At 45.8% G+C, this 26,686-nt stretch carries 21 protein-coding genes; 10 read left to right on the top strand and 11 right to left on the bottom strand.

The features are described 5' to 3' along the window. Positions 1-122: 122 nt before the first annotated feature. Entirely contained in the window at positions 123-497 is a 375-nt protein-coding gene (gene ebsA / locus B1A85_RS20820; protein WP_104548642.1) for a type IV pilus biogenesis protein EbsA, read from the bottom strand. 353 nt (positions 498-850) lie between these two features. Between ebsA and B1A85_RS20815 the strand changes: the two genes are divergently transcribed. Further along, positions 851-2,254: a glycosyltransferase family 2 protein gene (locus B1A85_RS20815; protein WP_104548641.1), complete on the top strand. Its 1,404-nt coding sequence runs from the start codon at positions 851-853 to the stop codon at positions 2,252-2,254. Here the strand turns inward: B1A85_RS20815 and B1A85_RS20810 are convergent. Beyond that, a complete protein-coding gene (locus B1A85_RS20810) occupies positions 2,251-4,140 on the bottom strand; it encodes a DNA polymerase III subunit gamma/tau (protein ID WP_104548640.1) in 1,890 nt (629 codons plus the stop codon). The two genes, B1A85_RS20815 and B1A85_RS20810, sit on opposite strands and share 4 nt — an antisense overlap. A gap of 342 nt (positions 4,141-4,482) precedes the next feature. On the opposite strand from B1A85_RS20810, the gene rnhA reads away from it, so the two are divergent. Further along, on the top strand, positions 4,483-5,376 hold the full coding sequence (gene rnhA, locus B1A85_RS20805) for a ribonuclease HI (protein WP_104548639.1): 894 nt from the start codon (positions 4,483-4,485) through the stop codon (positions 5,374-5,376). Here the strand turns inward: rnhA and cruG are convergent. Then, positions 5,336-6,499: a 2'-O-glycosyltransferase CruG gene (cruG, locus tag B1A85_RS20800; protein WP_210404641.1), complete on the bottom strand. Its 1,164-nt coding sequence runs from the start codon at positions 6,497-6,499 to the stop codon at positions 5,336-5,338. The genes rnhA and cruG overlap by 41 nt on opposite strands. Positions 6,500-6,544: 45 nt before the next feature. Next, on the bottom strand, positions 6,545-7,459 hold the full coding sequence (gene cruF, locus B1A85_RS20795; protein ID WP_104548638.1) for a gamma-carotene 1'-hydroxylase CruF: 915 nt from the start codon (positions 7,457-7,459) through the stop codon (positions 6,545-6,547). A gap of 337 nt (positions 7,460-7,796) precedes the next feature. Here cruF and B1A85_RS20790 point away from each other — a divergent pair, with 337 nt between their 5' ends. Further along, a complete protein-coding gene (locus B1A85_RS20790) occupies positions 7,797-8,231 on the top strand; it encodes a hypothetical protein (RefSeq protein WP_104548637.1) in 435 nt (144 codons plus the stop codon). A gap of 62 nt (positions 8,232-8,293) precedes the next feature. Here B1A85_RS20790 and rpmA read toward each other — a convergent pair whose 3' ends face one another. Both rpmA and rplU read right to left on the bottom strand, forming a co-directional pair. Then, positions 8,294-8,581, bottom strand: a complete 288-nt coding sequence (gene rpmA / locus B1A85_RS20785) for a 50S ribosomal protein L27 (RefSeq protein ID WP_104548636.1) — start codon at positions 8,579-8,581, stop codon at positions 8,294-8,296. Positions 8,582-8,605: 24 nt separating this feature from the next. Further along, complete coding sequence (rplU, locus tag B1A85_RS20780; protein ID WP_104548635.1) at positions 8,606-9,004, bottom strand: 50S ribosomal protein L21; 399 nt, start codon at positions 9,002-9,004, stop codon at positions 8,606-8,608. Positions 9,005-9,247: 243 nt separating this feature from the next. Between rplU and B1A85_RS20775 the strand changes: the two genes are divergently transcribed. From B1A85_RS20775 to B1A85_RS20765, 3 genes are all read left to right on the top strand, one after another. Then, positions 9,248-10,432, top strand: a complete 1,185-nt coding sequence (locus B1A85_RS20775) for an NAD(P)H-quinone oxidoreductase subunit H (RefSeq protein ID WP_104548634.1) — start codon at positions 9,248-9,250, stop codon at positions 10,430-10,432. After that, positions 10,432-11,616, top strand: coding sequence for a class I SAM-dependent methyltransferase (locus B1A85_RS20770; RefSeq protein WP_104548633.1), 1,185 nt, complete (start codon positions 10,432-10,434; stop codon positions 11,614-11,616). The genes B1A85_RS20775 and B1A85_RS20770 overlap by 1 nt, the downstream gene beginning before the upstream one ends. Before the next feature lie 856 nt (positions 11,617-12,472). Next, positions 12,473-12,913: a CAAD domain-containing protein gene (locus B1A85_RS20765; RefSeq protein ID WP_104548632.1), complete on the top strand. Its 441-nt coding sequence runs from the start codon at positions 12,473-12,475 to the stop codon at positions 12,911-12,913. Between the two features lie 125 nt (positions 12,914-13,038). Here B1A85_RS20765 and B1A85_RS20760 read toward each other — a convergent pair whose 3' ends face one another. The 3 genes from B1A85_RS20760 to petH all read right to left on the bottom strand — a co-directional run bounded on the left by B1A85_RS20760 (position 13,039) and on the right by petH (position 16,889). Beyond that, positions 13,039-14,037, bottom strand: a complete 999-nt coding sequence (locus B1A85_RS20760; protein ID WP_104548631.1) for an S-layer homology domain-containing protein — start codon at positions 14,035-14,037, stop codon at positions 13,039-13,041. Positions 14,038-14,149: 112 nt separating this feature from the next. Continuing rightward, a complete protein-coding gene (locus tag B1A85_RS20755) occupies positions 14,150-15,448 on the bottom strand; it encodes a homoserine dehydrogenase (protein ID WP_104548630.1) in 1,299 nt (432 codons plus the stop codon). Positions 15,449-15,581: 133 nt separating this feature from the next. Beyond that, positions 15,582-16,889 carry a ferredoxin--NADP reductase gene (petH, locus tag B1A85_RS20750; protein ID WP_104548629.1) on the bottom strand — a complete coding sequence of 436 codons (1,308 nt, stop codon included), beginning with the start codon at positions 16,887-16,889 and terminating at the stop codon, positions 15,582-15,584. A 535-nt stretch (positions 16,890-17,424) separates the two neighbouring features. On the opposite strand from petH, the gene B1A85_RS20745 reads away from it, so the two are divergent. From B1A85_RS20745 to B1A85_RS20735, 3 genes are all read left to right on the top strand, one after another. Then, positions 17,425-18,438: a phosphoribulokinase gene (locus tag B1A85_RS20745; RefSeq protein ID WP_104548628.1), complete on the top strand. Its 1,014-nt coding sequence runs from the start codon at positions 17,425-17,427 to the stop codon at positions 18,436-18,438. 109 nt (positions 18,439-18,547) lie between these two features. Continuing rightward, positions 18,548-21,280 (top strand): valine--tRNA ligase, encoded by a 2,733-nt coding sequence (locus B1A85_RS20740; protein ID WP_210404632.1) that lies wholly within the window; start codon positions 18,548-18,550, stop codon positions 21,278-21,280. Between the two features lie 83 nt (positions 21,281-21,363). Beyond that, the gene (locus tag B1A85_RS20735; protein WP_104548627.1) at positions 21,364-21,804 is read left to right on the top strand and encodes a hypothetical protein; all 441 of its coding nucleotides are present in this window, start codon (positions 21,364-21,366) and stop codon (positions 21,802-21,804) included. A gap of 71 nt (positions 21,805-21,875) precedes the next feature. On the opposite strand, the gene B1A85_RS20730 is transcribed toward B1A85_RS20735, so the two are convergent. Then, entirely contained in the window at positions 21,876-23,969 is a 2,094-nt protein-coding gene (locus B1A85_RS20730) for an AarF/ABC1/UbiB kinase family protein (RefSeq protein ID WP_210404631.1), read from the bottom strand. A 232-nt stretch (positions 23,970-24,201) separates the two neighbouring features. Between B1A85_RS20730 and recN the strand changes: the two genes are divergently transcribed. Further along, a complete protein-coding gene (gene recN, locus B1A85_RS20725) occupies positions 24,202-25,938 on the top strand; it encodes a DNA repair protein RecN (protein WP_104548626.1) in 1,737 nt (578 codons plus the stop codon). Here recN and B1A85_RS20720 read toward each other — a convergent pair. Next, the gene (locus B1A85_RS20720; protein ID WP_104548625.1) at positions 25,928-26,518 is read right to left on the bottom strand and encodes a DUF2808 domain-containing protein; all 591 of its coding nucleotides are present in this window, start codon (positions 26,516-26,518) and stop codon (positions 25,928-25,930) included. The genes recN and B1A85_RS20720 overlap by 11 nt on opposite strands. Between the last annotated feature and the right edge of the window lie 168 nt (positions 26,519-26,686).

Genomic DNA, 26,686 nt, shown 5'->3' with positions numbered 1-26,686 from the left:
TTATTTTTCTATTCTAGGTGGAACCTGCTATTTGATAAGACTCATAAGCAGTTCTTGTAGTTTGAGGGCAGACGGGTAACAGATTGGAATTATAAGTTACAAAATGACGTAAGATTTCGAACTCAATCGTCAAATCGAAGTAGTTTTCGGTAAAAAGCCTTAGTAAAATCGACAGTGTTCGTACGCTTGAAATGTAAGATCGTATCGATCAAAAAGTCTACGAGTTCCGAGCTAGACATCATCACCTCATAACTGAGGTCTGCCTTACCGTCAAACTGCATTCGGCAACGCGTTAAATCAGCAGGTAGTGTAGACACGTTCCAAGTTGCCACAAACGGAATACTATCACCACCTTCTATGTTGCGCTGTCCTTGAAGAACTCCTTGCTTGTAAAGGCTAATCGCTAAAGGTAGTGTGTTGCGTTTATTGCCTTGAAAATAAGGTTGATAAACTCTGACTTCTTGTAGACTAGCAGGTTGTAGTTGCTCAATCGACATATCAAGACTATAGCTCAAAGATTGTGACCTATGCTTAGCATTCCCAAATACATGAGTGTCTGTCACAACTATCAGTTATAGGCTTGAGATAAAGCACTCTGAGGAAGACTATTCGCTTGCTTCTGTCAATGTCGGATACAATAGGGCTGCACTTACTTTTATTGAAGCTAGGGAAATTACATCAAAAAACCTCGCTTTTATGGCAATTGAAGGGACACTGAGGACATGATAAAAGAGCAATTCCATTACCTCTTTTAGCTTTTAATCTTGACTTCTGAGCCCTGCTGTTGTCGTGATGTTACCTTACTTCTTAGAAGTGCGTAGATAAATACTGGTGGTTGATCGAGTAAACTATGCCAGCGAATTCCTGGGCTGAGAACGATTCTTATAGCGAACTTGATGCGCTAGGCTCATTGTTGTCTGAGTTATCAGAAGACGAGTCTGAGCTAGAGGCGTTGCAAACAACCTCTCTCAAGACTTGCGGCGAAGGTCGCAGACGCAAAGCGGCTGTTGTTTTCATCGTAGTTTGGAGTGGCACGATCGCCCTTCATTTAATTTCTTTTGGATTTTGGCTGGTACTAGGTTTAACAACTTTGTGGGGAATTCATACCCTACGGTTGGTTTTAGCTCGTTCCCGTACCCAAAATGCGCAAGCCGATTATTTACCTTCTGTTTCGCTGTTAGTCGCTGCCAAAAATGAAGAAGCAGTCATTGGTAATTTAGTCAAGACACTTTGCAGCCTTGATTATCCGGTAGACCGCTACGAAGTTTGGGTGATTGACGATAATAGTACCGACCAAACGCCCGCACTTTTAGAAAAATTACAGCAAAATTACCATAAATTAAAAGTTTTGCGACGGGGGGCAAAAGCTAGCGGTGGTAAGTCTGGGGCATTGAACCAAGTTTTACCCTTAGCGAAAGGTGAAATTTTGGCAGTATTTGACGCCGACGCGCAAGTCACGCCTGATTTGTTGCAGCGCGTATTACCCTTATTTCAAAAACGCACTGTTGGAGCCGTACAGGTACGCAAAGCGATCGCCAACTCCCACGAGAACTTTTGGACTCGCGGACAGATGGCAGAAATGGCTGTCGATAGCTATGTTCAGCAGCAACGCGTCGCCCTTGGCGGTATTGGTGAATTGCGCGGAAATGGTCAATTTGTTCGCCGTCAGGCGCTGGAACGTTGTGGCGGTTGGAATGAAGAAACGATTACCGACGATCTCGATTTGACGTTGCGCTTGCACTTAGACAATTGGGAAATTGAATTTGTCAGCGATCCTTATGTCGAAGAAGAAGGCGTAACGAGTGCGATCGCGCTATGGCATCAACGCAACCGCTGGGCAGAAGGTGGTTATCAACGCTATTTGGATTACTGGCGGTTAATTCTCAAAAGCCGCATCGGTGCTGGCAAAAAATTCGATTTACTGATGTTTATGCTGATTCAGTACATCGTTCCAATCGCGCAGGTTCCTGATTTGCTGATGGCGATCGCCCGCAACCGATTACCTGTACTAACGCCGCTCACGAGCTTCACTGTCACCATATTTATGATATGGATGTTCTTGGGGTTAAAGCGAATTCGCACGCTTGAAGATAAGCTCACTTGGTCTGCATTGTTTGTTATCCTCTTACAAACGCTGCGCGGTACTTTGTACATGTGCCACTGGATGGTGGTGATGGCAAGTACAACCGCACGTATGTCCGTGCGACCAAAGCGGCTAAAATGGGTGAAAACTGTTCATCAGGGCAATAATTAAAAGTCAAATTCGGCAGTATCTTCATCCACATCATCCCAATCTGAAGCAGCCTGCGGTGGTAGGCTGCTTGTTGTTATTGGCTGGGTAAACACGCGATCGTCGTCTAGTTGTAAAACTTCGCCTTTAAAAAACTCGGCTAAACGTTGCGCCGCGATCGCGACATCGTCGGTTGCAGGTTCAGGAGATTCAGGAGTTGAAATAGACTCGGATTGTGTTTCAGCAAGAGTTTGGGGTGCAATCGCAGGTTCACGTTTAATTAAAGTAGACGTCGCACTCGATGCTGATGCAGTTGTTTCAGGCTCGCTATTTACCGGTGGCTTTCGGGTAGGCGGCGGTGTGACCTCCTGAGAAGAATTCGCCTGCGGCTGATGAGTCGTGGCAACTTCAAGTTGTACTTTTACTTTGCGATCGTATAATTTTCCAAATGCTGTTTCCAAATCGGCTACTTTAGTTTGAGCAATTTTAAGTAACTTTGCCGAACGAATTCCAATCGACGCTTGTTGTTCGCGAATCGCAACTAAGCTGCCGTGTTCTTTAAACAGTGCTTTACTGGGTAAAGGTAAGTTTTGCAGCACTTGTTGCCAAACTTGCTCGAGGTCAACATCCGTATGAATTTCAACGGCTTTATCTTCCTCCGTGCGAACATCTGGATGTTGGCGAACAATCGGCGGTGGTGGTGAGATGGTTTCAACGACTTCTTGTTGTGGCGGTGTTTGTGGTTGTGGAGTGTCTTTGACTGGGGATGGAGTTTGGGAATTGCTGAGATTGCGATGAGTAGCAACTAGCGACGATTGAGGCGTACTGGTTGTCGGTAATAATCCCAGCAGTGTCACCTCTAACCACAATCGGGGTTGCGTGGAAGTTTTAATTTGCGCTTCACTGGCTTTGAGATTTTTTTGTCCGTCAAGAATTGTTGCGATTTCCCACTGCTGCACTAAATCGCACATTGCTTGCCATGTTGTCGCAGTACACGCAACCAAGTCATTACGGTGAGGTGCGGTTTTGGCAATCAGCAAATCGCGATAGCAACTTGTCAGATTTTGCAAGATCGTTAACGGTTCTCTACCGCGTTCTAGTAATTGACGCGTACGATCGAGCAGTTGTTCTGGATTATTTTGGGCGATCGCGTCGAGTAACGCAAGTAAATCTGGCTCTGCTACCGCACCGACTAAATCCCAAACGCGCTCTACGGTTACTTCTGGTAATAAACTTAATTGATCCAACAAACTCTCAGCATCGCGTAGTCCTCCTTGGGATAGTTGTGCTATCAAAGTTAAAGCTTCACGCGTGATTGGGATTTGTTCTTTAACGGCGATCGCTTGAAGATGCTGCACCATTGCTTCTAAAGGAATGCGACGAAAATCGAACCGCTGACAGCGCGAAATAATTGTCGGTAAAACCCGTTGGGGATCAGTTGTTGCTAACACAAAAACAACGCGTGGTGGTGGTTCTTCGAGCGTTTTGAGTAAGGCGTTGAATGCTGCGGTACTCAGCATGTGGCATTCGTCGATCGCATATACTTTGTAGCGACACTGCACCGGGGCAAACTGCGATCGCTCGATGATTTCTCGAATATTGTCTACCCCTGTGTTACTCGCCGCATCAATTTCAATGACATCTAACGCCGAACCATTTGCAATTCCCCGACACACTTCACACTTACCACAAGGTGTTTCAGTAGGCACATCAGTTGCTAAACAATTCAGTGATTTTGCTAAAATACGGGCGCTAGAGGTTTTCCCTGTACCGCGCGGTCCTGTAAATAAATAGGCAGGCGCAATTCTACCAGTACGGACAGCATTACTCAGGGTTGTGGCGATCGCTTCTTGTCCCACGAGTTCAGCAAAGCGTTGGGGTCGATATTTGTGGTGTAGTGGCTCGTACATGGGGCAGAGGAGTAGGGAAGCAGAGGCAGCAGAGGAGAATTATAATGTAATCATTTGGCAATTAGCGGGGAAGTGTAATTTTTATCACGCTAATTTGATGCTCAACCTTCAAACTAGAACAAACATACTAATAAGGTAACTCGCCCGCAGAAAAATAGGTAGAAGACAGGCACGTAATTGTGCTAGCCTTAATAGTCCTTCACTTTCGGATATAAGTTGGTGGACGTAGTTTGGCTTTGGGTCATGGAAACAGGTAATTGCGAATAAATATAATTGCCAATGACCAGTTACCAGTTACCGACTTTTTATTTTCACCCGCTTCCTTAACGTTTCAATTTCTATATGCCTGCTCATACAATCAAAAGCATATATACAGATGGAGCCTGCACGGGCAACCCTGGTCCTGGCGGTTGGGCGGTTGTTATTTACTTTGCGGATGGTTCAGTTCAGGAACTCGGTGGTTACGAAGCGCAAACGACGAATAATCGCATGGAAATGCAAGCTGCGATCGCCGCACTAGAACTGCTCTCAACCGTACCGACAAACGAACCAATTACCTTATATACCGATAGTGAGTACCTGATTAAAGGCATTACACAATGGGTAAAAGGTTGGAAAAAGAAAGGTTGGAAAACAGCCCAAGGAAAGCCCGTACTCAATCAAGACCTCTGGGAAATTCTTGACGCAAGAAACACCAAGAATGTGCAATGGCAGTACGTTCGAGGTCACGCGGGTAACATAGGCAACGAACGCTGTGACGAAATTGCGCGGGCGTTTGCTACAGGTAAAACTCCAACGCTGCAACAACCGAAATTAGATTCTGTACTAGTAACAGAAGTATCTGATTGCGTACCACAATCTACGATAACTTACGAAACAACTACTTCTAGCCACCTTGTCTCAGATATGACCATGATAGAATCTAGCGCACCAAACTCCGTTGTCAACAGTGAAGAAATTCCCCGCGAGACGAGAGTGGCACTGCTGCGCAGCTTAGTCGAAACCTTACGAATTGCTGACGAAATCGCGGCGAAGGGTTACTTAATCACAAGTTCTGAACTAGCGGATCTTATGGATGTCCACGCCAGCGCAGTCACAAGCCGCGGTGACGAATGGCGCTGGCGCAATTGGATTGTGTCGCGCGTCCGCCGCGAAGGCAACCAAATTCTGTGGGAGTTAGAACGCGCAGATCAAGTTAACTCGGATGACCATACTGGCGACCCCGCCACTGAGTAGGCGTGCGAAAAGCCGATAAGAAAATCCGCAGTACCGCCAAAGGATCGGCAAAAGGTGACAACCAGAATAACCAACCTCCTCGTGCTTGCGAGCGATCGTACGAAGGCGCGATCGCCAACAACAAAGCAAAGCGGACAACGAGTAAAAATACATTGAGTCCGAGCAATGCTAGTAAAAAAGGCGAAGGTGTAGACGGCAAAAAAAGCAAATAGCTAAGAACAATCGGTAAGGGTAAGGCTTGCACGGCAAAAAGTAGCCACAAATCCCACCACAAAGCCGCAGGTGAAGACGCGTCTTTTAAATCAAGCGATCGCCCCCACTCTTGCCAGGTTTGGACTGCGCCTTCATACATCCTCACCTTAAACACCTTAGCACCATCCAAAAATCCCACACGGAAGCCTTGTGATGAGATATTTCGTGCCAAAGTCACGTCATCACAAAACGAACTTTTGGCGCTGCTATAGCCGCCTACTTGAGCTAATACCGCCCGCCGACACAAAAAACACTGCCCGTTCGCCATCACTCTTTCGGCGACTGAACTATCGACACCCGCACTTTCAAACCTGTAGAGCAGCGTCATTAACAACGCCGGTTGCAACCAGCACTCTCCAGGAGACTTCAAAATAAATTGCGGTGATAAAGATAGCAAGTCATAGCCTTCAGTTTGAGCCGTTTTCACAAGGCTGGCAACCAAGCCAGGATGCGGTTGAGTATCGGCATCCATGCCTAAAAACCACTCGCTGTGTTCAGAACTGTGTAGAAAGCCGTTGTGTAAAGCCCAAGGACGTCCTACCCAGCCAGTGGGTAAAGGATCGTCGGTCATTAACCGAAAGCGCGGATCGTTTTTTTGCGCCGCCTTCACTAAGTCTGGCGTGCCATCCTGCGAGTTGCTATCGACAACAATCACTTCTCGCACTTCATAGCTTTGCCGGCTTAACCCATCTAAACAGGGACTAATGCGGTCAGCTTCATTTAAAGTCGGAACTACAACACTGACACTTCCTAATAAATCGGGTGTCGCCAAGGTTGGTTCCAGCGGAGGATGGCGACTGGGACCTTTGAGCAAACGCGACAGCAAAACTGCCGTTGCTGGTATTTGAAGAAGTAGGAATAATAATGCCATAGCGCCTTGAATTAACCAGCTGACCACATCTACTCCCCGCACGGCTTACTTCAAGGCAATTTTTACCGAAGGATTGTTGACAACTCCTGTCTTAGCTTCTGTAACAGCGTCTGTACTGGGTTGTGCTATCCACCAAAGGAAAATTACTGGGATGACACCAAAAATGAGACCTAAAGCGACGGGAAACCAAAATCCAAAAGCTAGGCTAATAGCAGCAGCAAACGCAACGTTACTTAAGTAGACAATTAGGGGAACGACAAGTTGCGATCGCTTTAAATTTAAGCGCGGATTTCGCCACAAGAGGGCAGCTACACTCATAAATAAGGCACTCGTGCCATACCAACCTAAATAATTACGATAAGGTGTTCCAAAGAACGCTCCTGGTTCTGCCCAATACCAAAATGGAAATGTTGTTTGACTCATTGCTGGTTCTAGCGCAAAATCCCAAGCAGTAAACAACATCGCACCCAAGAGAACTGCACTTACTTGGCGTAACCAGTTTGATTTATCGGAATTTAAAGCAACACTAGCAATTAAATAGGAAGAAAAACCCATATAAAACCAAGACAGCGGGATAGTAAAAGGAACTAGCCCCGCAATTTTGTATCCTAATCCGCTGAGGTAGCTGTAATCCCCAAACGGAAATCCAGTGCCTGTTCCTAATAATTCACTCGTCAAAGATATTGAAATGGCTGGCAGCATAAAGGCTAATGTCAGCCGCATCCCGACCGTGCGATAGGCAAAAATCGAGACAGCGGCTAACCCAAACAGGATATCTGTGACGCCGCCTCCTGCCATTGATTTTTCCACACTCCATTGAAATAAACTTTGCCCATCTGGCAGTAAACGTAAGATGGCATCCGCGTGCGGTACGACTAGGAGCAACCCTGCTAGTCCAAAAGTCTTTGCCAAAATATGACCGATTAAGCAGTAGCGTTCAGCAATAACAAGTTGCTTCATGAGAATTCCTTAAGACAATCTGACACTCTATCAATGTCACTCATAACAGTTTACAAATGTTTACGAACACAGTTAATAAGTTTTTTGATACATCAGTACATAAGTAAAGTAATAGTGCTGCGATCCTTAATCATAGAATTTTCACAGGAGTGTGAAAACCTCCAGGATGCGAAATGGCGCTATCAATAATGCTATGAGTCGAGGTAGAATACGACTGCTGCTTAAATAAAAAGTTAGAAGAAACAAAGATATAGAAGATCTATTTTCATTAGAAAGCGCTTCTTCTCGCCTTTGCGATCGCCACCTAAATAGATAAGACTTGTTGCTTGCCTGTCTGATGCTAAGCTTAAAAGTTCCCTGGGTAGCTTTTACATTGTTGTTATTAACGTATATCACCTTGGGGTGGCTGCTAGAAGCATTTGCAGATCCGGTAGCAGCTTGGGTAATCATTGTTATTGGTATTTTCTTGCTTTCCCTCCTCCTGTCTTCGCCGTGGTCTCACATCAGAAATGACTTAGGACTTTTGTTTAAGTCAGACACCAGAGCTTTTTTTGCCGCCGTTATCGGCGCTTTTTTAACTGTCCTGATTATCTCCTGGTTTCATATATTCGCGCATGGTTTAGTTGCTGTATCTGCAGCTATATTGTTTCGCTTAGATGCTCAAACGGCAGGGTGGAGTGAAACTCAAATTTTCTGGATAATGACTGCTGTTTCGATTGCGGGTTTGGCGCTGGGCGCATTCGTACAAAATTGGGTTTATTGGCAACTCTAAGGGCAGGTAATACTAATAGAGGCTAGGCAATGCCTAACCCCTGTTGTTCTGTTGAGCATCTTTTACGATGCGGTTGTCGTTGTTGCTTCTGTCGTGGCTACTGGATAAATGCTGACTTTTTTGCGGGTTCTATCCTTTCTTTCAAAAGTAACAATGCCATCAATCAGAGCAAACAAGGTGTCATCGCTACCGATACCCACGTTATTTCCAGGGTGAAATTTAGTACCGCGCTGGCGCACCAGAATATTACCAGCACGAACTGTTTCTCCACCAAAGCGCTTAACGCCTAGACGCTGCGCGTTTGAGTCACGACCGTTGCGGGTACTACCCGTTCCTTTCTTATGAGCCATAATTTCCTCTAGATCTCTATTTTTCTATTGTGCTTCATCAGCAGACTCTGTCTCAGAAGCTGCTTCAGGTTCAGCAGGTGCTGCGGCTGCGGCGGTAAATACAGAACCGTTGAAGCTAATCGAATTAATCATTAACCGTGTAATTTCCTGACGATGTCCCCGCTTTTTGCGTGTTTTCTTTTTGGGCTTCATCTTGTACACGAGCACTTTGCGATCGCGTAAATGACGCAAGACTGTTCCTTCTACAGTGGCTCCTTCCACAAACGGCTGTCCGATCGCAACGCCGTCGTCGTGCTGTACAAATAAAACTGATTCCAAAGTAACTTTCTCGTTAGGTTCAACGCTTAAGCGTTCGATATCGTAAAAACGACCAGGTTCTACTCTTAATTGCTTGCCGCCGGTTTCAATAATTGCGTATGTCATGGGATAGTTTCGTAACTTTGCCGTACAGGTAGCTGATCAGTTTGATTTTCAAGCTGCCAACTTTTGCTAATCGTTTACCTGATCCGAGCAGGATTTAGACAGCACAATCTATAATCTTATTAATAAAAATGGGTGTTTGTCAATAAAAATAGCTCTATGAGCTAATTGCTCATTCTCAATACACAAAAACATCGCTGTCAGGGATAATGAAGACAACGCTACAAAACTTAAACTTGCTGCTCTATGCCAAGAATTGAAACGAGAACGGAACCTATGGTGCTGAACATGGGTCCGCACCATCCTTCGATGCATGGCGTACTACGACTTATCGTCACTTTGGATGGCGAAGATGTAGTCGATTGCGAGCCAGTGATTGGCTACTTGCATCGCGGAATGGAAAAAATCGCGGAAAACCGCACCAATATCATGTACGTCCCTTACGTCAGTCGCTGGGACTACGCCGCAGGGATGTTTAATGAAGCTGTTACGGTCAACGCCCCGGAAAAGTTAGCTGATATTCCTGTCCCCAAACGCGCCAGCTACATCCGCGTCATCATGCTGGAGTTGAACCGCATTGCCAATCACTTACTGTGGTTGGGACCATTTATGGCTGACGTGGGCGCGCAAACTCCGTTTTTCTATATTTTCCGCGAACGGGAGATGATTTATGACCTGTGGGAAGCCGCCACAGGTTATCGCATGGTGAACAACAACTACTTCCGCATCGGTGGCGTAGCAGTAGACTTACCCTACGGCTGGGTAGATAAGTGCTTTGACTTTTGTGATTATTTTGAACCAAAAGTCGATGAATACGAACGCTTAATCACCAATAACCCCATCTTCCGCCGTCGCGTGGAAGGAGTAGGCACAATCTCGCGCGAAGAAGCCATCAACTGGGGACTGTCTGGACCAATGTTACGCGCTAGCGGCGTGAAGTGGGACTTGCGCAAAGTCGACCACTACGAATGCTACGACGATTTTGATTGGGAAGTGCATTGGGAAACAGCCGGAGATTGCTTCGCACGCTACTTAGTGCGGATTCGGGAAATGCGCGAATCTGTCAAGATTTTGCGTCAAGCACTGAAAGGATTGCCAGGCGGACCATTTGAGAACTTGGAAGCGAAGCGGTTAGCCGAAGGCAAGAAATCCGAGTGGAACGGATTTGATTACCAGTACATCAGTAAGAAAATCGCGCCCACGTTCAAGATCCCCAAAGGCGAACACTATGTTCGGATTGAAAGCGGTAAAGGCGAGTTAGGGATCTACATCATTGGCGACGATAATGTTTTTCCCTGGCGGTGGAAGATTCGTCCGGCAGATTTTAACAACTTGCAAATTTTGCCGCACATCCTCCGCGGAGTGAAGGTTGCCGATATCGTCACGATCCTCGGTAGTGTAGATATCATCATGGGTTCTGTAGACCGTTGATGACGCAACTGGTTAGTGACTCCCATCCGGCGTTGTGTGAGGCGATCGCGCTGCGGATAGCAGAAAGTCCGCAGCACCGCATTACTTTTGCAGAATATATGGATTTAGTGCTGTATCATCCTCAGCACGGTTACTATACAACCCACGCTACGCAGCTTGGTAAGCAAGGTGACTTTTTTACCTCACCGCATTTAGGCGCAGATTTTGGCGAGTTACTTGCTGAACAATTTCTGCAAATCTGGGAAATTTTAGAAAAACCGATTCCTTTTACGCTTTTAGAAATGGGCGCGGGTCAAGGTATTCTAGCGTCGGATATCTTGAACTATCTTGAAAGGCAGTATCCAGATTTTTTAGCAGCGCTTAATTACGTAATTATTGAGCGATCGCCTACTCTGATACAAGAACAGCAACAGCGACTCCACAAATACCACAGTCGCCTTCAGTGGCTGACGCTTGAAGAAATTCCCGAAAACTCAATTGTCGGCTGCTGTTTTTCCAATGAACTTGTAGACGCGTTCCCAGTACATCAAATTATTGTTCAAAACGGACAATTACGCGAAATTTACGTCACAACTGAGAAAACGGCTGATCCCCAAGCGACATTTACAGAAGTTATAGGCGAAGTTTCGACAAATAGGATTTTTGAGTACTTTGATTTCATCAAGATTGCGTTACCTTCTCCCGCTTATCCTGAAGGTTATCGTAGCGAAGTCAATTTAGCAGCTTTAGATTGGTTGAAAACGGTAGCAGCACGCCTTCAGCGAGGTTACTTGTTAACAATCGATTATGGATATTTGGCTAGCCGTTACTACAATCCATTTCGCCAAGGAACGCTACAGTGTTACTATCGCCATCATCGCCACAATAATCCTTATATTTACGTTGGAAAACAAGATATTACAGCGCACGTCGATTTTACAGCACTACAAGCATGGGGTGAACTGTGTGGTTTAACGACCGTTGGTTTGACGCAGCAGGGATTGTTTTTAATGGCTTTAGGATTAGGCGATCGCATTACTGCACTTGCGACATCATCGCCGCCATCAGTGCAAAAGCTACTACAGCGCAGGGATAGTTTGCATCAGCTAATCGATCCTATCGGACTTGGTGGATTCCATGTCTTAGTTCAAGGTAAAGCGATCGCGCCTACGCCACTTAAAGGTTTAAGTTCACCTTTAGTTTAAACGATTCGCGACAAGCGATCTGCTAGAGTTAGTAAAAGTAAATTTGCTTTGTCACATACTGCACGCGTTCAATTCCTGTCTGTCAACTTATTCTCGAAAGTACCTTTTCAGATTACCAAACTTCCGAGAATGGTTTTATTGTTTAATTGATGAGTTACACGCCTGAGGTGGGGCTAAGTATGTATCTCGATAGCACAATCCTCCGCAAGTGTGAGTGCATTTTTGATAACAGTAAATAAAGTGAGTTTAAAGTTCTAGAAGGAGACAAAAATGAATACCCATGACTTGTTGATGCTGATATTGCTACTTACACCTGGTATTCTCCTGTCAGTTTTGATTATGGCTACTTTTGCTGCGGGCGGTTAAGCTTGAACAATTTTGGTTGTCGATTTGTATAGTTAACCTTTATGCGAACGTTAGCTTTAACACAGTTAACTAAACAGTAATTTGCGTATTGTAAATTAGCCTTAACCTTGGCTAGTAGTAAATAGCTTCCCCAAGGCGCTCATAATCCATTGGTAGAAAAAACAGGTGATATACTAAGCAAAACTAGTTATATTCCAACAAGTGCATAAAAGTTGCGTAAAAGACAGGGATTTAAAGCTGAAAACTCAGCAAAATCAGCTATCTTAGTTTAGATGTTTATGTGCAAAAGGAGGATATATTATTCTGTCTTCTGACTTTTCTCACAATCGCACCTCTCTATCTTGGAGTTGATGAAGCAGACTTGTGAGTTAAGTATCGTAAATAAAGAAATCAAGAATACTTTTCTTTGCCAAACTTAGCGGTGCTACAAGTTTACAGTATCACCAAAGAATACTCATCAAAGTTGTCATTGGAAAACGAGCTTATAACTATGGAATCACAAGTGCAACCACCGGAATACAAAGACCCTACTACTTCGGAAACGATAGGTGTTTCAGATTCAGCACCTCTAGCTACTTTACCACCCTCTACACAAGACGAGCAGTGGCGACGTGTTGGCTCGCAAATTTCTGAATTCCTTGCCCAACTGCCTGATTATATTGGCAGATTTTTCAATGAGTATAAGCAGCCGATTATTACTGTCGGTTTGATTTTAGCAGCAATTATTACTGTCAAGGTAGTTCTAGCCGTGTTGGATGCACTCAACGACATTCCACTACTGGCTCCTACTTTTGAACTTGTAGGTATTGGTTACTCAATTTGGTTCGTAAATCGCTATTTACTGCAAGCTTCCAAACGGCAAGAGTTATCTCAAGAGCTGCAATCGTTGAAAAAGCAAGTAATTGGCAGTCAGCAACTACCAGAATCGTAAACAAGCTATTAACCATAGCCAAAGATGAGGGCGAGGGAAATTGTATTTGATACAACCTGCGCCCATTTATTTTGTTGATACGTTGATTTTCTTGCTGCGACTTCACTCGCCCAGCTTATCCAAATTTATTGTTGCTGTTGTACTATGTATTGCGATTGAATTGGCTCTACTCTTCCTGCACGCACTAACGCTTGGTAAATAGAGGCAGTTACCTCAGCACGGGTAGCATTGCGGTTTGGTTCTAGGACATTGGTATCAGGATAATTCACAACTAAACCAGCATCGGTTGCAGCTGCTACCTGCTCAACTGCCCAGTTAGGAATTTGATTAGCATCACCAAATATGCCTAAGGTTTGGTTAGGGTTTTGGGGTGCTGGTAAGTTTAAGCCACTTGCTAGGGCAACAAATACTTGGGCACGCGGAATCTGTTGTTGTGGTTGAAAGATATTTCCTGGATACCCTTGCATAAAGCCACTTCTAATCGCGCTACCAATTGCTGGAACTCCCCAGAAATCAGCGGGAACATCTGTAAAAGCGATCGCTTGTTCTGCTGGTCCTGGTTGTTCGTCAAAAGCTGCTTGTAAAATTGCGGCAAACTCCGCACGCGTTACTGGTTCATCGGGACGAAAATAGTCGCCAGCAAAGCCACTTACGATCCCGCGCGCCGAGAGCGCATCAATAAAAGGACGTGCCCAGTAATTTTCGGGAACATCAATAAACGCAATCGGTTGCAGTTGTTCTGGAGTCGGAGTAGGTGTCGGTGTTGGTGTTGCTTGCGGGACGGGCGCGGGAACCGGCACAATACCTGCAAAAGGTTGGGGTTGTGCGGGCGCCGGTACAAGTGCTTCGGGTGACGGTGCGGTTGGAGCAACTGGTGGCAGTGGTAGGATCGGTGTTGCTGTTGCCGCTGGTGGAGTTGGTGCCAATGGGGGAGTCACAGTCGGTGTAGGTGATGGTGTTAATAACCCTGGAATACCAACCCAGTCGAAACCGCGATCGCGACGACCAATTGACCAAAACAAAATTGCCCCAATAGCGCTCAAAGCAACCAAAACAGCAATAAATTCATCAAATCCTAAGGGACTTCTTGGCGATGACGGCGGGTCGGGAGGAAGATTTGTCATCTGAACTACCCAAATAGGTAAATCTAACTCTTAAAAAAGTAACCCACAGGTGCAAATTTTGAAATACTCCGTTTTGGAGAGTTTTACTGGAAAATTGCAAAGAAATTTGCCTCTAGAGAACTCGTAGTACGCTAGGAATGCTATCCACTGCTTCAAGAGTCCGAATTTCAGCTAAAGATGAGTGGAAATCTCCTTCGCGGACGTCGTGGGTGACAACGACAATTTCGGCCAAATCGCCTTGCAAACCAATTTGCACGATTGATTCTAGGCTTACGCCGTAGTTACCAAAACAAGTTCCTAATTTACCGATGACACCAGGACGGTCTTTTGTTAAAAAGCGGGCATAAAATCGCGTTGTGAGTTCAGCCATTGGGGCGATCGCGCAATAGTCTTGATGCGAACAAGCAAGTAATGGATTCGATTGCGTTTGCACGCGATCGCTTTTTGTTTTCAAGACGGCGGCGATGTTCATAATATCTGAAACTACAGCACTTGCCGTTGCCCCTGCCCCTGCGCCAGGACCATAAAACATTACTTGTCCCAAGGGTTCACCTTCGATTAAAATCGCGTTGTATACGCCCTGAATGCTCGCTAAAGGATGCGATCGCGTTACTAGCGTCGGGTGGACTCTGACGGAAAGTGCTGTAGAGGTTGGTGTCCGTTGCGCAATTGCTAAGAGTTTAATCACAAAGCCGAGTTTATCGGCGTACGCAATATCTGCTTGACTAATGCTGCGAATTCCTTCTGCATAAACTTCTTGTCGCTTGATACGCCCGCCAAACGCCAGCGACGCGAGAATCGCAATTTTATCTGCGGCGTCTAAACCATCTACGTCTGCACTCGGATCGGCTTCGGCGTAGCCAAGTTTTTGGGCATCGGCTAAAACTGCGTCAAAGTTGCTACCTTCAGTTTGCATTCGTGACAAGATGTAGTTCGTTGTGCCGTTGACAATACCTGTTACAGCTTGAATGCGATTAACGCTTAAAGCTTGCTTGAGGGGTTGAACCACAGGAATACCGCCACCTACTGCTGCTTCTAGCATGACGTAAACGCCCGCCGTATTTGCCGCTGTAAAGATTTCGTCGCCATAACGCGAAATTACGGCTTTATTTGCGGTGACGACGTGTTTACCGTGATGAATGGCTTTGAGAATGAGCGATCGCGCGGGTTCTAATCCACCTAAAACCTCGACAACAATATCTACCTCTGGCGCAGTAACTATTGATTCTAAATTTGTTGTCAATATATCTTTCGCAAGATTTATTTGACGTGCTTTGGCAAGCGATCGCACTCCTATGCGGTAGATTTCGATTTCTTGTAATAGTGGATGCCGTCCAGCAGGGTCGAGTAGTACCTGTGCAGTACCCGTGCCGACAGTTCCTAATCCTAGTAAACCTACTTTAAAATTCACAGTTTTTTTTGCACCAGTTCACCAAAAACAAGGGAGCAAAGAATCGAAGATTGGAGGTCGGGGAATCTGTTTTGTGTAAACAGGACTTCCATTGATGTTGTTTCCCCGATCTCTGACCTTTGATCCCTGACCTCTAGTACGTTTCTACGTGCCAGCGACCTGCTTTTTTCATTTGTTTCTGGTATTCCATCCAGTTGACACCATCTTTAGCTGCAGCCGCTGATAGTGCCTCATCGATCCCACCTTCCATACCCTTGAGACCGCAAATATAAGTATGCGTATTCTCCTGCTGAATCAATTGCCACAATTCATCAGCGTGTTCGGCTACGCGGTCTTGGATGTACATCCTACCGCCTTGGGGGTTTTTCTGTTCGCGGCTAATCGCGTACGTCAAGCGGAAGTTATCGGGATACTTCTGTTGAATTTCTTCGAGTTCTTTCTTGTAGAGAATATTTGGAGTTGTAGGAATACCAAAGATGAGCCACGAGAAGCCCTTAAATTCATAATCCGGGTTAGCGGCTTTTTCCTCATCTTTAAACATCCGCCACAAGTAAGCCCGAAAAGGTGCAATACCTGTTCCGGTAGCAAACATGATGATATTCGCATTCGGATCGTTGGGCAGCAGCATTTCTTTACCGACAGGACCGGTAATTTTGACATCTGCACCAGGTTCGAGATGACACAGGTAAGTTGAACAAACACCGTAAACAGTTTCTCCCGTCTCTGGATGTTTGTACTCGAGTTGCCGGACGCAAAGCGATACTGTTTTATCGTCAACAAAGTCGCCGTGACGCGTCGAGGCAATTGAGTATAGTCGAAGTTTTTCTGGCTTACCGTTTTTGTCGGTTCCAGGGGGAATAATACCGATACTTTGACCTTCAAGATAGCGTAAGTTACCTTCAGAGATATCAAATATCAGGTGACGGACAGTACCAATACCACCTTCACCGACTAACTCTTGATTTGAAATACACTTACCAATAAAAGGAGCATTCGGGCGATAGATGTTAACTGGAACATCAGCGTGCGATTCTTTAGCCTTTGCTTGAGTCATAGGCTTGCCTTTTGTTTCAGAAGTTTTTGGCTGTTGATCGTCTGATTTGATGGCATTACCTTTGCTTGTAGCAGTTGCAGGGGTGGCTGTTGCGCCATCTCCTTGACTTTTACTTGCTTGCATCTTCAATACAGAAGAACCATTGGTTACGCCATCAGCATTCATGGGGTGGATGCTAACAATTTTGCCGCCTAGACGAGTGATGCGCCGCATTTCTTGATTCATACGGCTGTAAGGCACTCTGATAAAGACACTACCGCTTTGACGAATGGGGTAGTTGGTTTTGTCAGTTTCTTCGTTTTGACGTAAACCTACTACTTCGTAAATAAAAACGCGGCTACCAGATACTGTATTGGCAGCACCATCAGCGGCGCTTGAGTTGTACATCGATGAATTTTCTCCGAACCCTACTTAACTTGTGACTGAACAAAGTTCCTGCCCAAAACAAATTTTACTGCCGCAGCACGGAAGTAAAAAATATTTAAAGACAGTAACCTTATTCATAGGAACCCCTACGACGCTCACTCGTTATTCAGCAACAATTGCAACAATGACACCTGAGCTTTTATCACCCTATCGGGTAAACAACTTGCATAATGTCAAGAGTGAGTCAGTTTTGATTTTTTTTAGAAAAATGCGCAACTAAACCTTAGCATAAGTACTGAGGACGATAACGCTCGCGTCAGCCTTGTAGAGTAGTTTACATTCTGGTAGGATCTACTATAACAGTAGGACTAAATACTTAACAGCTATATCTCCCGTCTCCCAAGTTGGGGATTGCTGGAGTGTTACGCGAAGACGCTGTCTCCTGTCAAGAGCTCTGTGGTGTTGTATCCACAGCTAGCTGACCAACAGAATAACCCCTGGGCTAAAGATAAGCGAAAACTTAGCAATTGACTCATCTTGTTGTTAGAGGACACCTATGACCAGTAAGCCGGACCGCGTGGTTCTAATTGGCGTTGCCGGAGACTCCGGATGCGGGAAATCCACCTTCTTACGCCGTTTAACAGATTTATTTGGAGAAGAATTTCTAACAGTCATCTGTCTCGATGACTATCATAGTTTGGATCGCAAACAGCGTAAAGAAACTGGAATAACTGCACTTGACCCAAGAGCAAATAATTTTGACCTAATGTACGAGCAGATCAAAGCGCTCAAGAACGGTCAAGCGATTGATAAACCGATTTATAACCACGAAACCGGCACAATCGATCCGCCGGAGCGGGTAGAGCCGAATCATATCATTGTCATCGAAGGGTTACATCCGTTGTATGACGAGCGAGTGCGATCGCTCCTCGATTTCAGCGTTTACTTAGACATCAGCGACGAAGTCAAAATTGCCTGGAAAATTCAACGCGACATGGCAGAACGCGGTCATCGTTACGAGGACGTGCTGCAAGCTATTAATGCGCGTCGCCCCGACTTCCAAGCGTACATCGAGCCACAACGAGAATTTGCGGATGTCGTGTTGCAGGTATTGCCTACCAATCTCATCAAAGACGACACCGAGCGCAAAGTATTGCGCGTGCGAATGCTCCAGCGCGAAGGTAAAGAAGGCTTCGATCCGGTGTATCTCTTTGACGAAGGCTCAACAATTCACTGGACACCTTGTGGTCGCAAACTGACTTGTTCGTATCCTGGAATGCGACTATTCTACGGCTCTGACGTCTATTATGGTCGCTATGTGTCGGTGCTAGAAGTTGACGGTCAGTTTGACCGCCTAGAAGAAGTCAGTTACATCGAGACGCATCTGAGCAACACTTCGACCAAGTATCCTGGTGAAATGACGCATTTATTACTACAGCACCGCGAGTATCCTGGTTCGAATAATGGTACAGGATTATTCCAAGTGTTGACAGGTTTGAAGATGCGGGCGACTTACGAGCGCTTGACGGCTGCTAAGTATAAAGAAGCTAAAGTTGCTGTTCAAGTTTAGAAGTACATACGAGACTTCTTCAGGGGCGCAGCAGAATGCGTCCCTTTTTTTTCTTCCATCACCCTGTGGCAAAATCTTATATAAGCTGTCCTCATATAGTCTTCCCTCCATGACCGCAATCGTGACCAATTTGCCTAGCCTCTACGAACCTTTCTCCACCGAAGCCAAATGGCAAAAAGCGTGGGAGGAAAACCAAATCTACAAAGCCAATCCCGAAAACGGCGGCGAACCCTACTGTATCGTCATTCCACCGCCGAATGTCACGGGGAGTTTGCACATGGGACACGCCTTTGAAAGTGCCTTAATCGATACATTAGTGCGCTACCATCGCATGAAAGGGCGCAATACCCTCTGGCTTCCTGGGACGGATCACGCGAGTATTGCGGTACAGACAATTTTGGAAAAACAACTCAAAGCTGAGGGGAAAACGCGCTACGATCTGGGACGCGAGAAGTTTCTCGAACGCGCTTGGCAATGGAAGGCAGAATCGGGCGGAACAATTGTCAACCAGCTGCGACGCTTGGGTGTGTCGGTGGATTGGTCGCGCGAACGCTTCACGATGGATGAAGGTTTATCGAAGGCGGTTTTAGAAGCGTTTGTGCGGTTGTATGAAGAAGGGTTGATTTATCGCGGAAACTATCTGGTCAATTGGTGTCCGGCTACGCAGTCGGCAGTGTCGGATTTAGAGGTGGAAAGCCAGGAAGTTAACGGACATTTGTGGCATTTTCGCTATCCATTGAGCGATGGCTCGGGTTATGTAGAAGTCGCGACGACGCGCCCTGAAACGATGTTGGGTGATACGGCAGTAGCGGTGAATCCGAATGACGATCGCTACAAGCATTTGATTGGTAAAACCCTAACTCTTCCCATTCTCAATCGCGAAATTCCCATAATTGCGGATGAGTTGGTGGAGATGGAGTTTGGCACAGGTTGCGTTAAAGTGACTCCGGCGCACGATCCGAACGATTTTGAGATGGGTAAGCGCCACGATTTGCCGTTTATCAACATTATGAACAAGGACGGTACGCTTAATGAAAACGCGGGACCGTTTCAAGGACAAGATCGATTTGTGGCACGGAAGAATGTCGTGCAGCGATTAGAGGCGGATGGTGTTTTAGTTAAGGTAGAAGAGTATAAGCATACTGTACCGTACAGCGATCGCGGCAAAGTTCCTGTGGAACCGTTGCTGTCAACGCAGTGGTTCGTTAAAATTCGCCCTTTGGCAGATAAGGCACTGAAATTTCTTGACGAACAAAATTCCCCTGAGTTTATTCCGCAGCGCTGGAAGAAGGTCTATCGCGACTGGTTGGTCAATCTCAACGATTGGTGTATTTCGCGTCAATTGTGGTGGGGACACCAAATTCCAGCTTGGTACGCTGTCAGCGAGACAAATGGAGAAATCACGGATGCAACGCCGTTTGTCGTGGCACCGAGTGCGGCGGCAGCTCGCGAAAAAGCGGTAGCAAAATTTGGAGAAAATGTCAAACTAGAGCAAGATCCTGACGTTTTAGATACGTGGTTTTCTTCAGGATTATGGCCGTTTTCGACTTTGGGCTGGCCTGAGCAAACTCGCGACTTGGAGTTTTATTACCCCACGTCTGCGTTAGTAACAGGCTTTGACATCATTTTCTTCTGGGTGGCGCGGATGACAATGCTAGCAGCACATTTTACTGGACAAATGCCGTTCAAAGATGTGTATATCCACGGCTTGGTGCGCGATGAAAATAATAAGAAAATGTCGAAGTCGGCAAATAATGGCATCGACCCCTTGATTTTGATCGATAAATATGGTACTGATGCACTGCGCTACACGTTGGTTAAAGAAGTTGCAGGCGCGGGACAAGATATTCGCCTGGAATACAACCGCAAAACTGATGAGTCGGTTTCAGTTGAAGCATCGCGCAACTTTGCGAATAAACTGTGGAACGCAGCGCGGTTTGTGATGATGAATTTGGATGGAAAAACACCGCAGCAGTTGGGTTCGCCAAGTAGCAGTGAATTAGAATTAAGCGATCGCTGGATTCTGTCGCGGTTCTATCAAGTCGTGCAGCAAACGAGTGACTACATCAATAAGTATGGATTAGGAGAAGCTGCAAAGGGATTGTACGATTTCATCTGGGGTGATTTCTGCGATTGGTACATTGAACTTGTTAAATCGCGTCTGCAAAATAAATCGACAACAGCCTCGCGACAGGTAGCTCAACAAACTCTAGCGTATGTTTTAGAAGGCATTCTGAAACTGCTGCATCCATTTATGCCGCATATTACGGAGGAAATTTGGCACACGTTGACGCAAGCAGAGGCAAATCAATTTTTGGCGTTGCAGTCGTATCCAGAGGTCGAGCGAAACCTTATCGCCCCAGAGTTGGAACAACAGTTCGATCTACTCATTGGTACTATCCGCACAATTCGGAATTTACGCGCTGAGGCAGATATTAAGCCTGGAGTAAAAGTCACAGCACTTTTGCAAAGTGAAAGCGATCGCGAGCGCGAAATTTTGACACAAGGACAATCTTACATTCAGGAATTAGCGAAAGTCGAAACATTAAAAATTACGGCTACTGTCGAGCAAGAGCTAAAATCGGCGATCGCAGGTGTTGTGGGTACGATCCAAGTACTCATTCCGCTGACAGGTGTTATTGATGTAGAAGCGCTGCAAGCAAAGCTCAAGAAAGATATTGCGAAACTTGAAGCTGAAGTCCAAGCACTCACTGCACGGTTGAATAACCCTAATTTTGTGAATAAAGCTCCGGCGGAAGTTGTCCAAGGTGCAAAAGAAGCACTTACAGAAGCCCAAACGCAGCAACAGATTCTCCAAGAACGGCTGCGTCGTCTAGGTTGATGTCTCTTGTTTTTAATGTAGATGCGCAGCAGCTTGCCAAAGTGTTATAGATAAATTACTCCCCTTCACCCCTCTATCAGACAATGCGACATTTGGCTCAGGTGCAAAAACAACAACTATCTGGGAAGTTGAATCTTCGGTTACTTGCGGTTCAAGAAGCTGAGTACACCTGGGCAATTTTGACTGAGGAAAAAGTGATTCCGCCGGCTGAAGTGTTAAAAAGCTCTGATGCTGAACAACTGCATGAAGGGTTACTGGTCTTGTTGGAGTTATCCCCCACAGGGGAAATTCAGCATATCGAAAATGCGACAAATTGGGTGCTGGATTTGATCAAAACTTATTTAACGAGTGGCATTACTCCAGCGTTTTTACAGCAGGAAACCGAAAGAGCAGAACAGTGGCGACAAACTTTAACTTTACAAACTCAAGAGCTGGCAAGGCGATCGCTCGAGGTTGAAGCGCGTCGCGAACAAATTCAAGCGTTGGAAGAAAGTTTGAAGCGCGAACGAGAAGGGGAAAACTGAAGAACGGTTTTAGATGCGAGTCCGCGTAGGCGGACTTTGTTTATTAGCGGCGAATTTATTCGCTAGGCTTTTTATCTGAAGCTTGTTTGTTCGCTAGCCGCTAACCTAACCGCGAAATTGTTCGCTTGGCTGTCTTGTGTTTTAGCTGGAACAGGCGCGATCGCAGGTTTCTTAACTTGACCGTTAGCGTACGCTGGTTCGGGCGAAACGAGGACTTCTCGAATCAAACGCGCGATCGCCCGTTGGGCTAAACGGCTAGCAACTTGTTGCCCCATGCGTTGTAGTTCAGGTTTTAACAAGAGTTGTGGAATCTGCGGCGCGATTTTGGCAGCGTCAAAGCCTTGGGTATCTTGCAAGATATTCCACACGCGCTTGATGTGTTCTAGCGTTTGTTCTTGCTCAACAGAGGCGTTGGGTGTTTCTTCGATTGCCCAAGCGAGGCGGTTGGCTAAAGGTGCTTTGAGGAGGCGATTGCGCAGGTTACTCGTGACGTTGTGCAAGGTATTTTGACCTAAAGCGTCAATACCTTTAACAATTTCATCGACGAGGTTGTTGCGAATGAAAGCACCGCGTTCAGAGGAGAGAAACTCGATCGTTTGGTCTAAAACTTGATTGAAATCGTATTCCTGACTACTACGCGCGTTGCGCAATAAGTTTTCTAGGCGATTCCAACGAAAACGACCGTCTCGAAACAGCAAATCGCGTAACGACGCGCGTAATTCGGGCGCTGGATCCGTGAGCAATCGCTTCGCAACGTAGGGATAAGCCGCACTGAGAACTTTAAAGTTGGGGTCGATATTAATCGCAATTCCTTCTAACGTCACCAACGACCTGATAATTAACGCGTAGTAGGCTGGAACGCGGAAGGGATATTCGTACATCAATGCCGATAGCTCATCGGTAATATTTTTAATATTTAGCTCTGCAACACTTGCACCTAAAGCATTATTAAAAACGCGCGCTAACGCGGGAATAATTGGAGTCAAATCGGTATCTGGAGTTAGAAAGTCAAGCTTGACATAATCGCGGGCTAAACCTTCAAAATCGCGGTTAACCATGTGGACGATCGCTTCGATCAAACCATAGCGTTGATGCGGTTTAATCTCGCTCATCATGCCGAAATCGAGATACGCTAGTTTGCCATCAGGAGTTGCTAACAAGTTACCTGGATGCGGATCGGCGTGGAAAAAGCCATGTTCGAGTAATTGGCGCAACGAACATTGAACGCCGACTTCAACGAGATAGCGCGCATCAATTCCCTGGGCGCGAATTGCTTCGGCTTGAGTTAACTTTGTGCCGACAATCCACTCCATTGTCAGAACGCGACGCTGCGTATACTGCCAGTAAATCTTGGGAACGTAGATATCCTTAATATGACCGTAAAGCTGAGTGAAGCGTTCGGCGTTTTCACCTTCTTGGATGTAATCCATCTCTTCAAAGATGCGATAGCCGAATTCATCTAAAATCGCCACTAAATCGCTACGCACGCGCTTGATGTTCTTGTTTGCCCAGGCAGCGATGCGACGAAGTATATATAGATCTACAGTGATACATTCGCGCAAGTCAGGACGCTGAACTTTAACTGCGACTGTCTCGCCTGTTTTTAACTTACCTTTGTAAACTTGCCCCAAAGAAGCAGCAGCAAGTGGCTGTGGTGACAATTCTGCGTAAATATTTTCGGGGCGATCGCCGAGTTCTTCTTCGATAAATCGATACGCGATTTCGTTGTCAAACGGTGGGAGTTGGTCTTGGAGCTGAGTTAATTCCTCTAAATACACCGGCGGAACTAAATCAGGTCGAGTCGATAGCGCTTGACCTATTTTGATATACGCAGGCCCTAATCGAGTCAACAGTTCGCGTAACTGAATTGCCCGACGTCTTTGATTTTCTCCTACGCGGTTGCGTTGGCGATCCCACCATAAACCAAATGCAAAGCTGAGTATAGGAAAGATAACTCTCAGAACCCGCCCAACAACTTCAAGCGGTCTATGACGAAAGTATTCGGCAATTTCAACTGGGTCGTAGCGCAGCGTTTCAGGTTCTACAGCACTGGGAACAACAGTATGATGTGATAGTCGCTCCTCTACGACGGTTAGGTCATTTACTTGCATAGCTGGGGTGGTTGCAGGCTCAGTAAGTTGTGAAGAGTAGTATTTTCCGTTCATGAATCTCTAACCGCTGTAGCGGAACTATGTTAATAATTGTAACAAGTTTTGCGGTAAGCTTCACGTTTCAGTTGTTTCGCTGGAAATACAGTACTTACCACGCTGGAATGCATTAGCTTGATTTTTGTATCAATATTTTGTTTTAACCCTGACCTCAGATTCCTCATAATTAAAAATAGTGTCCTCTAGATTGTCAGCTTGCGGCATCTGCCCTCACGGTGAATTCAACATTATGTTAATATGCCTGCGGATCGAAAACTTTGCGTTAATTGACCAGCTAGAACTCGACTTTGGTGCGGGTTTAAATGTATTAACGGGCGAAACTGGTGCGGGAAAGTCGATTATTTTAGATGCAATTGATGCGGCATTGGGAGGTAAAGTTTCTAGTCGCGTGATTCGCACCGGAACAAATCGGGCGTTGGTAGAAGCAACATTCAAACTCGATGCGAAGATGATTTCTTGGTTGACTGCGCAAGAAATTGAGCTAATTGATGAAGACTGTATCGTCTGTAGTCGCGAAATGACGACCACAGGAGGTAGCCTCCGCAGTCGCTCGCGGGTGAATGGTATTTTAGTAAATCGCCAATTAATGGCAGAATTGCGCGATCGCATCGTAGAAATTACCGCGCAAGGGCAAACGGTACAAGTTGGACAACCCGCACTCGTTCGCGATTGGTTGGATGCTTATGGTGGTGCGGCGCATTTTCAACAGCGCGAAATTGTCAGTGCAGCTTTTGCAGATTATCAGCAAGCAAAAACCGTCCTCGAAAAACGGCGACAATCAGAACGCGATCGCCTGCAACAACTCGATTTACTCGCGTATCAAGTCCAAGAACTCAAAACCGCGAATCTCACTGACCCAGATGAATTTGAACAACTCGAACAAGAACGCCAGCGCCTCAGTCACGTTGTCGAGTTGCAGCAATTGAGCTACCAAGTTTACCAAGCGTTGTATCAAAATGATGATGACGTACCTGCAGGTGCAGATTTACTCGCGCAATCAGAAGCAAAGTTAACTGATATGGTGCAATATGATGCGCAGTTACAGCCGATTTTGGACTTGGTAAGTGAAGCCTTAGCTGCGATCGCCGAAGCAGGACGGCAAATTAATGCTTATGGTGAAAGCTTAGAAGCCGATCCGCAGCGACTTGTTGAAGTTGAAGAACGCATTCGCGAACTTAAGCAAATTTGTCGCAAGTACGGTCCAACATTACACGATGCGATCGCTTACTATCAAAAAATTGCTGCCGAACTAGAAGAACTCAATAGCAGCGAATACTCGGTTGAAGCCCTAGAACAACAAGAACAGAAATATCTCAAAAAATTAAATCAAGCTTGTGAGAAATTAACCGTTCTCCGTCAAACTGCTGCAGCACAACTCGAAGCGCGGTTAATCGCAGAACTGAAGCCCTTAGCAATGGAAAAAGTTCAGTTTCAGGTGGAAGTGACGGCGACATCTCCGACAGCGATGGGTGCAGACAAAATTACGTTTTTGTTTAGTCCAAACCCAGGCGAACCACTACAACCGCTAACGGCGATCGCTTCAGGTGGGGAAATGAGTCGCTTTTTATTAGCCTTAAAATCGTGCTTTTCCGAAGCTGATGCAGCGGGAACGTTGATTTTTGATGAAATTGATGTTGGTGTTTCTGGAAGAGTGGCACAGGCGATCGCCGAGAAATTACACCAGCTCAGTCAACATCATCAAGTTTTGTGTGTCACGCACCAACCTTTAGTCGCCGCCATGGCAGATCGGCATTTTCGTGTCGATAAACACGTGATTGAGGAGACTTCAGCAACAAATTCTGACTTACGCACAATTGTCCGCGTCACTGCACTGGATAACTTCACGACTCGCCGCGAAGAACTCGCAACGCTTGCGGGTGGCAAATCGGCACGTGATGCGATCGCTTTTGCCGAATCGCTACTCACTCAAGCTGCGCAACGCCGCACATCTTTATCTAATGTATAAACGGTAGACTGCGAAACAACAAAGGTCGATTGTTGCCGTAGAAGTGAAACCTTCCAAAGCCGAGAAATTGACCGTGGGCTTTTTCGCCAGGAGGAAACGCTGTCACGCCAAATAAGTAAACTCCAGAAAATAGGGGATTGCGAACAGGGCGTAAACCGATTGTAATTGTTCTTCCTGGAGCTACTGGCGGGTCAAATGTCATGGTAACTGTTCGAGTATCGCGATCGCGCGTCACTTCACCTAAAGTTAACTGCGTACCTCGGCGATCGCGCGTTCCTTCAAAGGCACGACTATCATCAAGTCTAAAGCGGACGTGATTACTACCATCCCGCTGTTTAATTGTGACTCTTTGCAAGGGTTCATCAGCATTTTTGGGAATATTTATTGTGAAGTAATACGTTGCTCCCCAAGCACTAACGCTGTTAACCGTCGTTGTTGCGCTAACTAAACTTGGCGGCTGCACAAAATAAACTGTACCGTCGCTTAATTGAACTGCTTGCGCCGCTTGTGGAATGATTCCACTTATTCCTGTTACGAGAATAAGTGTCGTGCTAAAAACACTCGGATTCAGCAGATTCATGATTTTAATTTTTTTCTAAGCGATCTTTCATTAATTATGACTTAAATACCATTTTTAATAATTCTTATTTAAACTTTTGTGAACATAAAAAAAGTATTTTTGCACAGCCTGAGAAGTTCTAAAAAATATTTCACATTCGTGTCATAACAAATTCGTTAAGCTAAAAAT

Origin of the sequence: Chroococcidiopsis sp. TS-821, from assembly GCF_002939305.1 — a bacterium.
Lineage (GTDB): Bacteria > Cyanobacteriota > Cyanobacteriia > Cyanobacteriales > Chroococcidiopsidaceae > Chroogloeocystis.
Note: the sequence above shows the minus strand (reverse complement) of the source record. Positions and strands in the feature narration are given on the sequence as shown.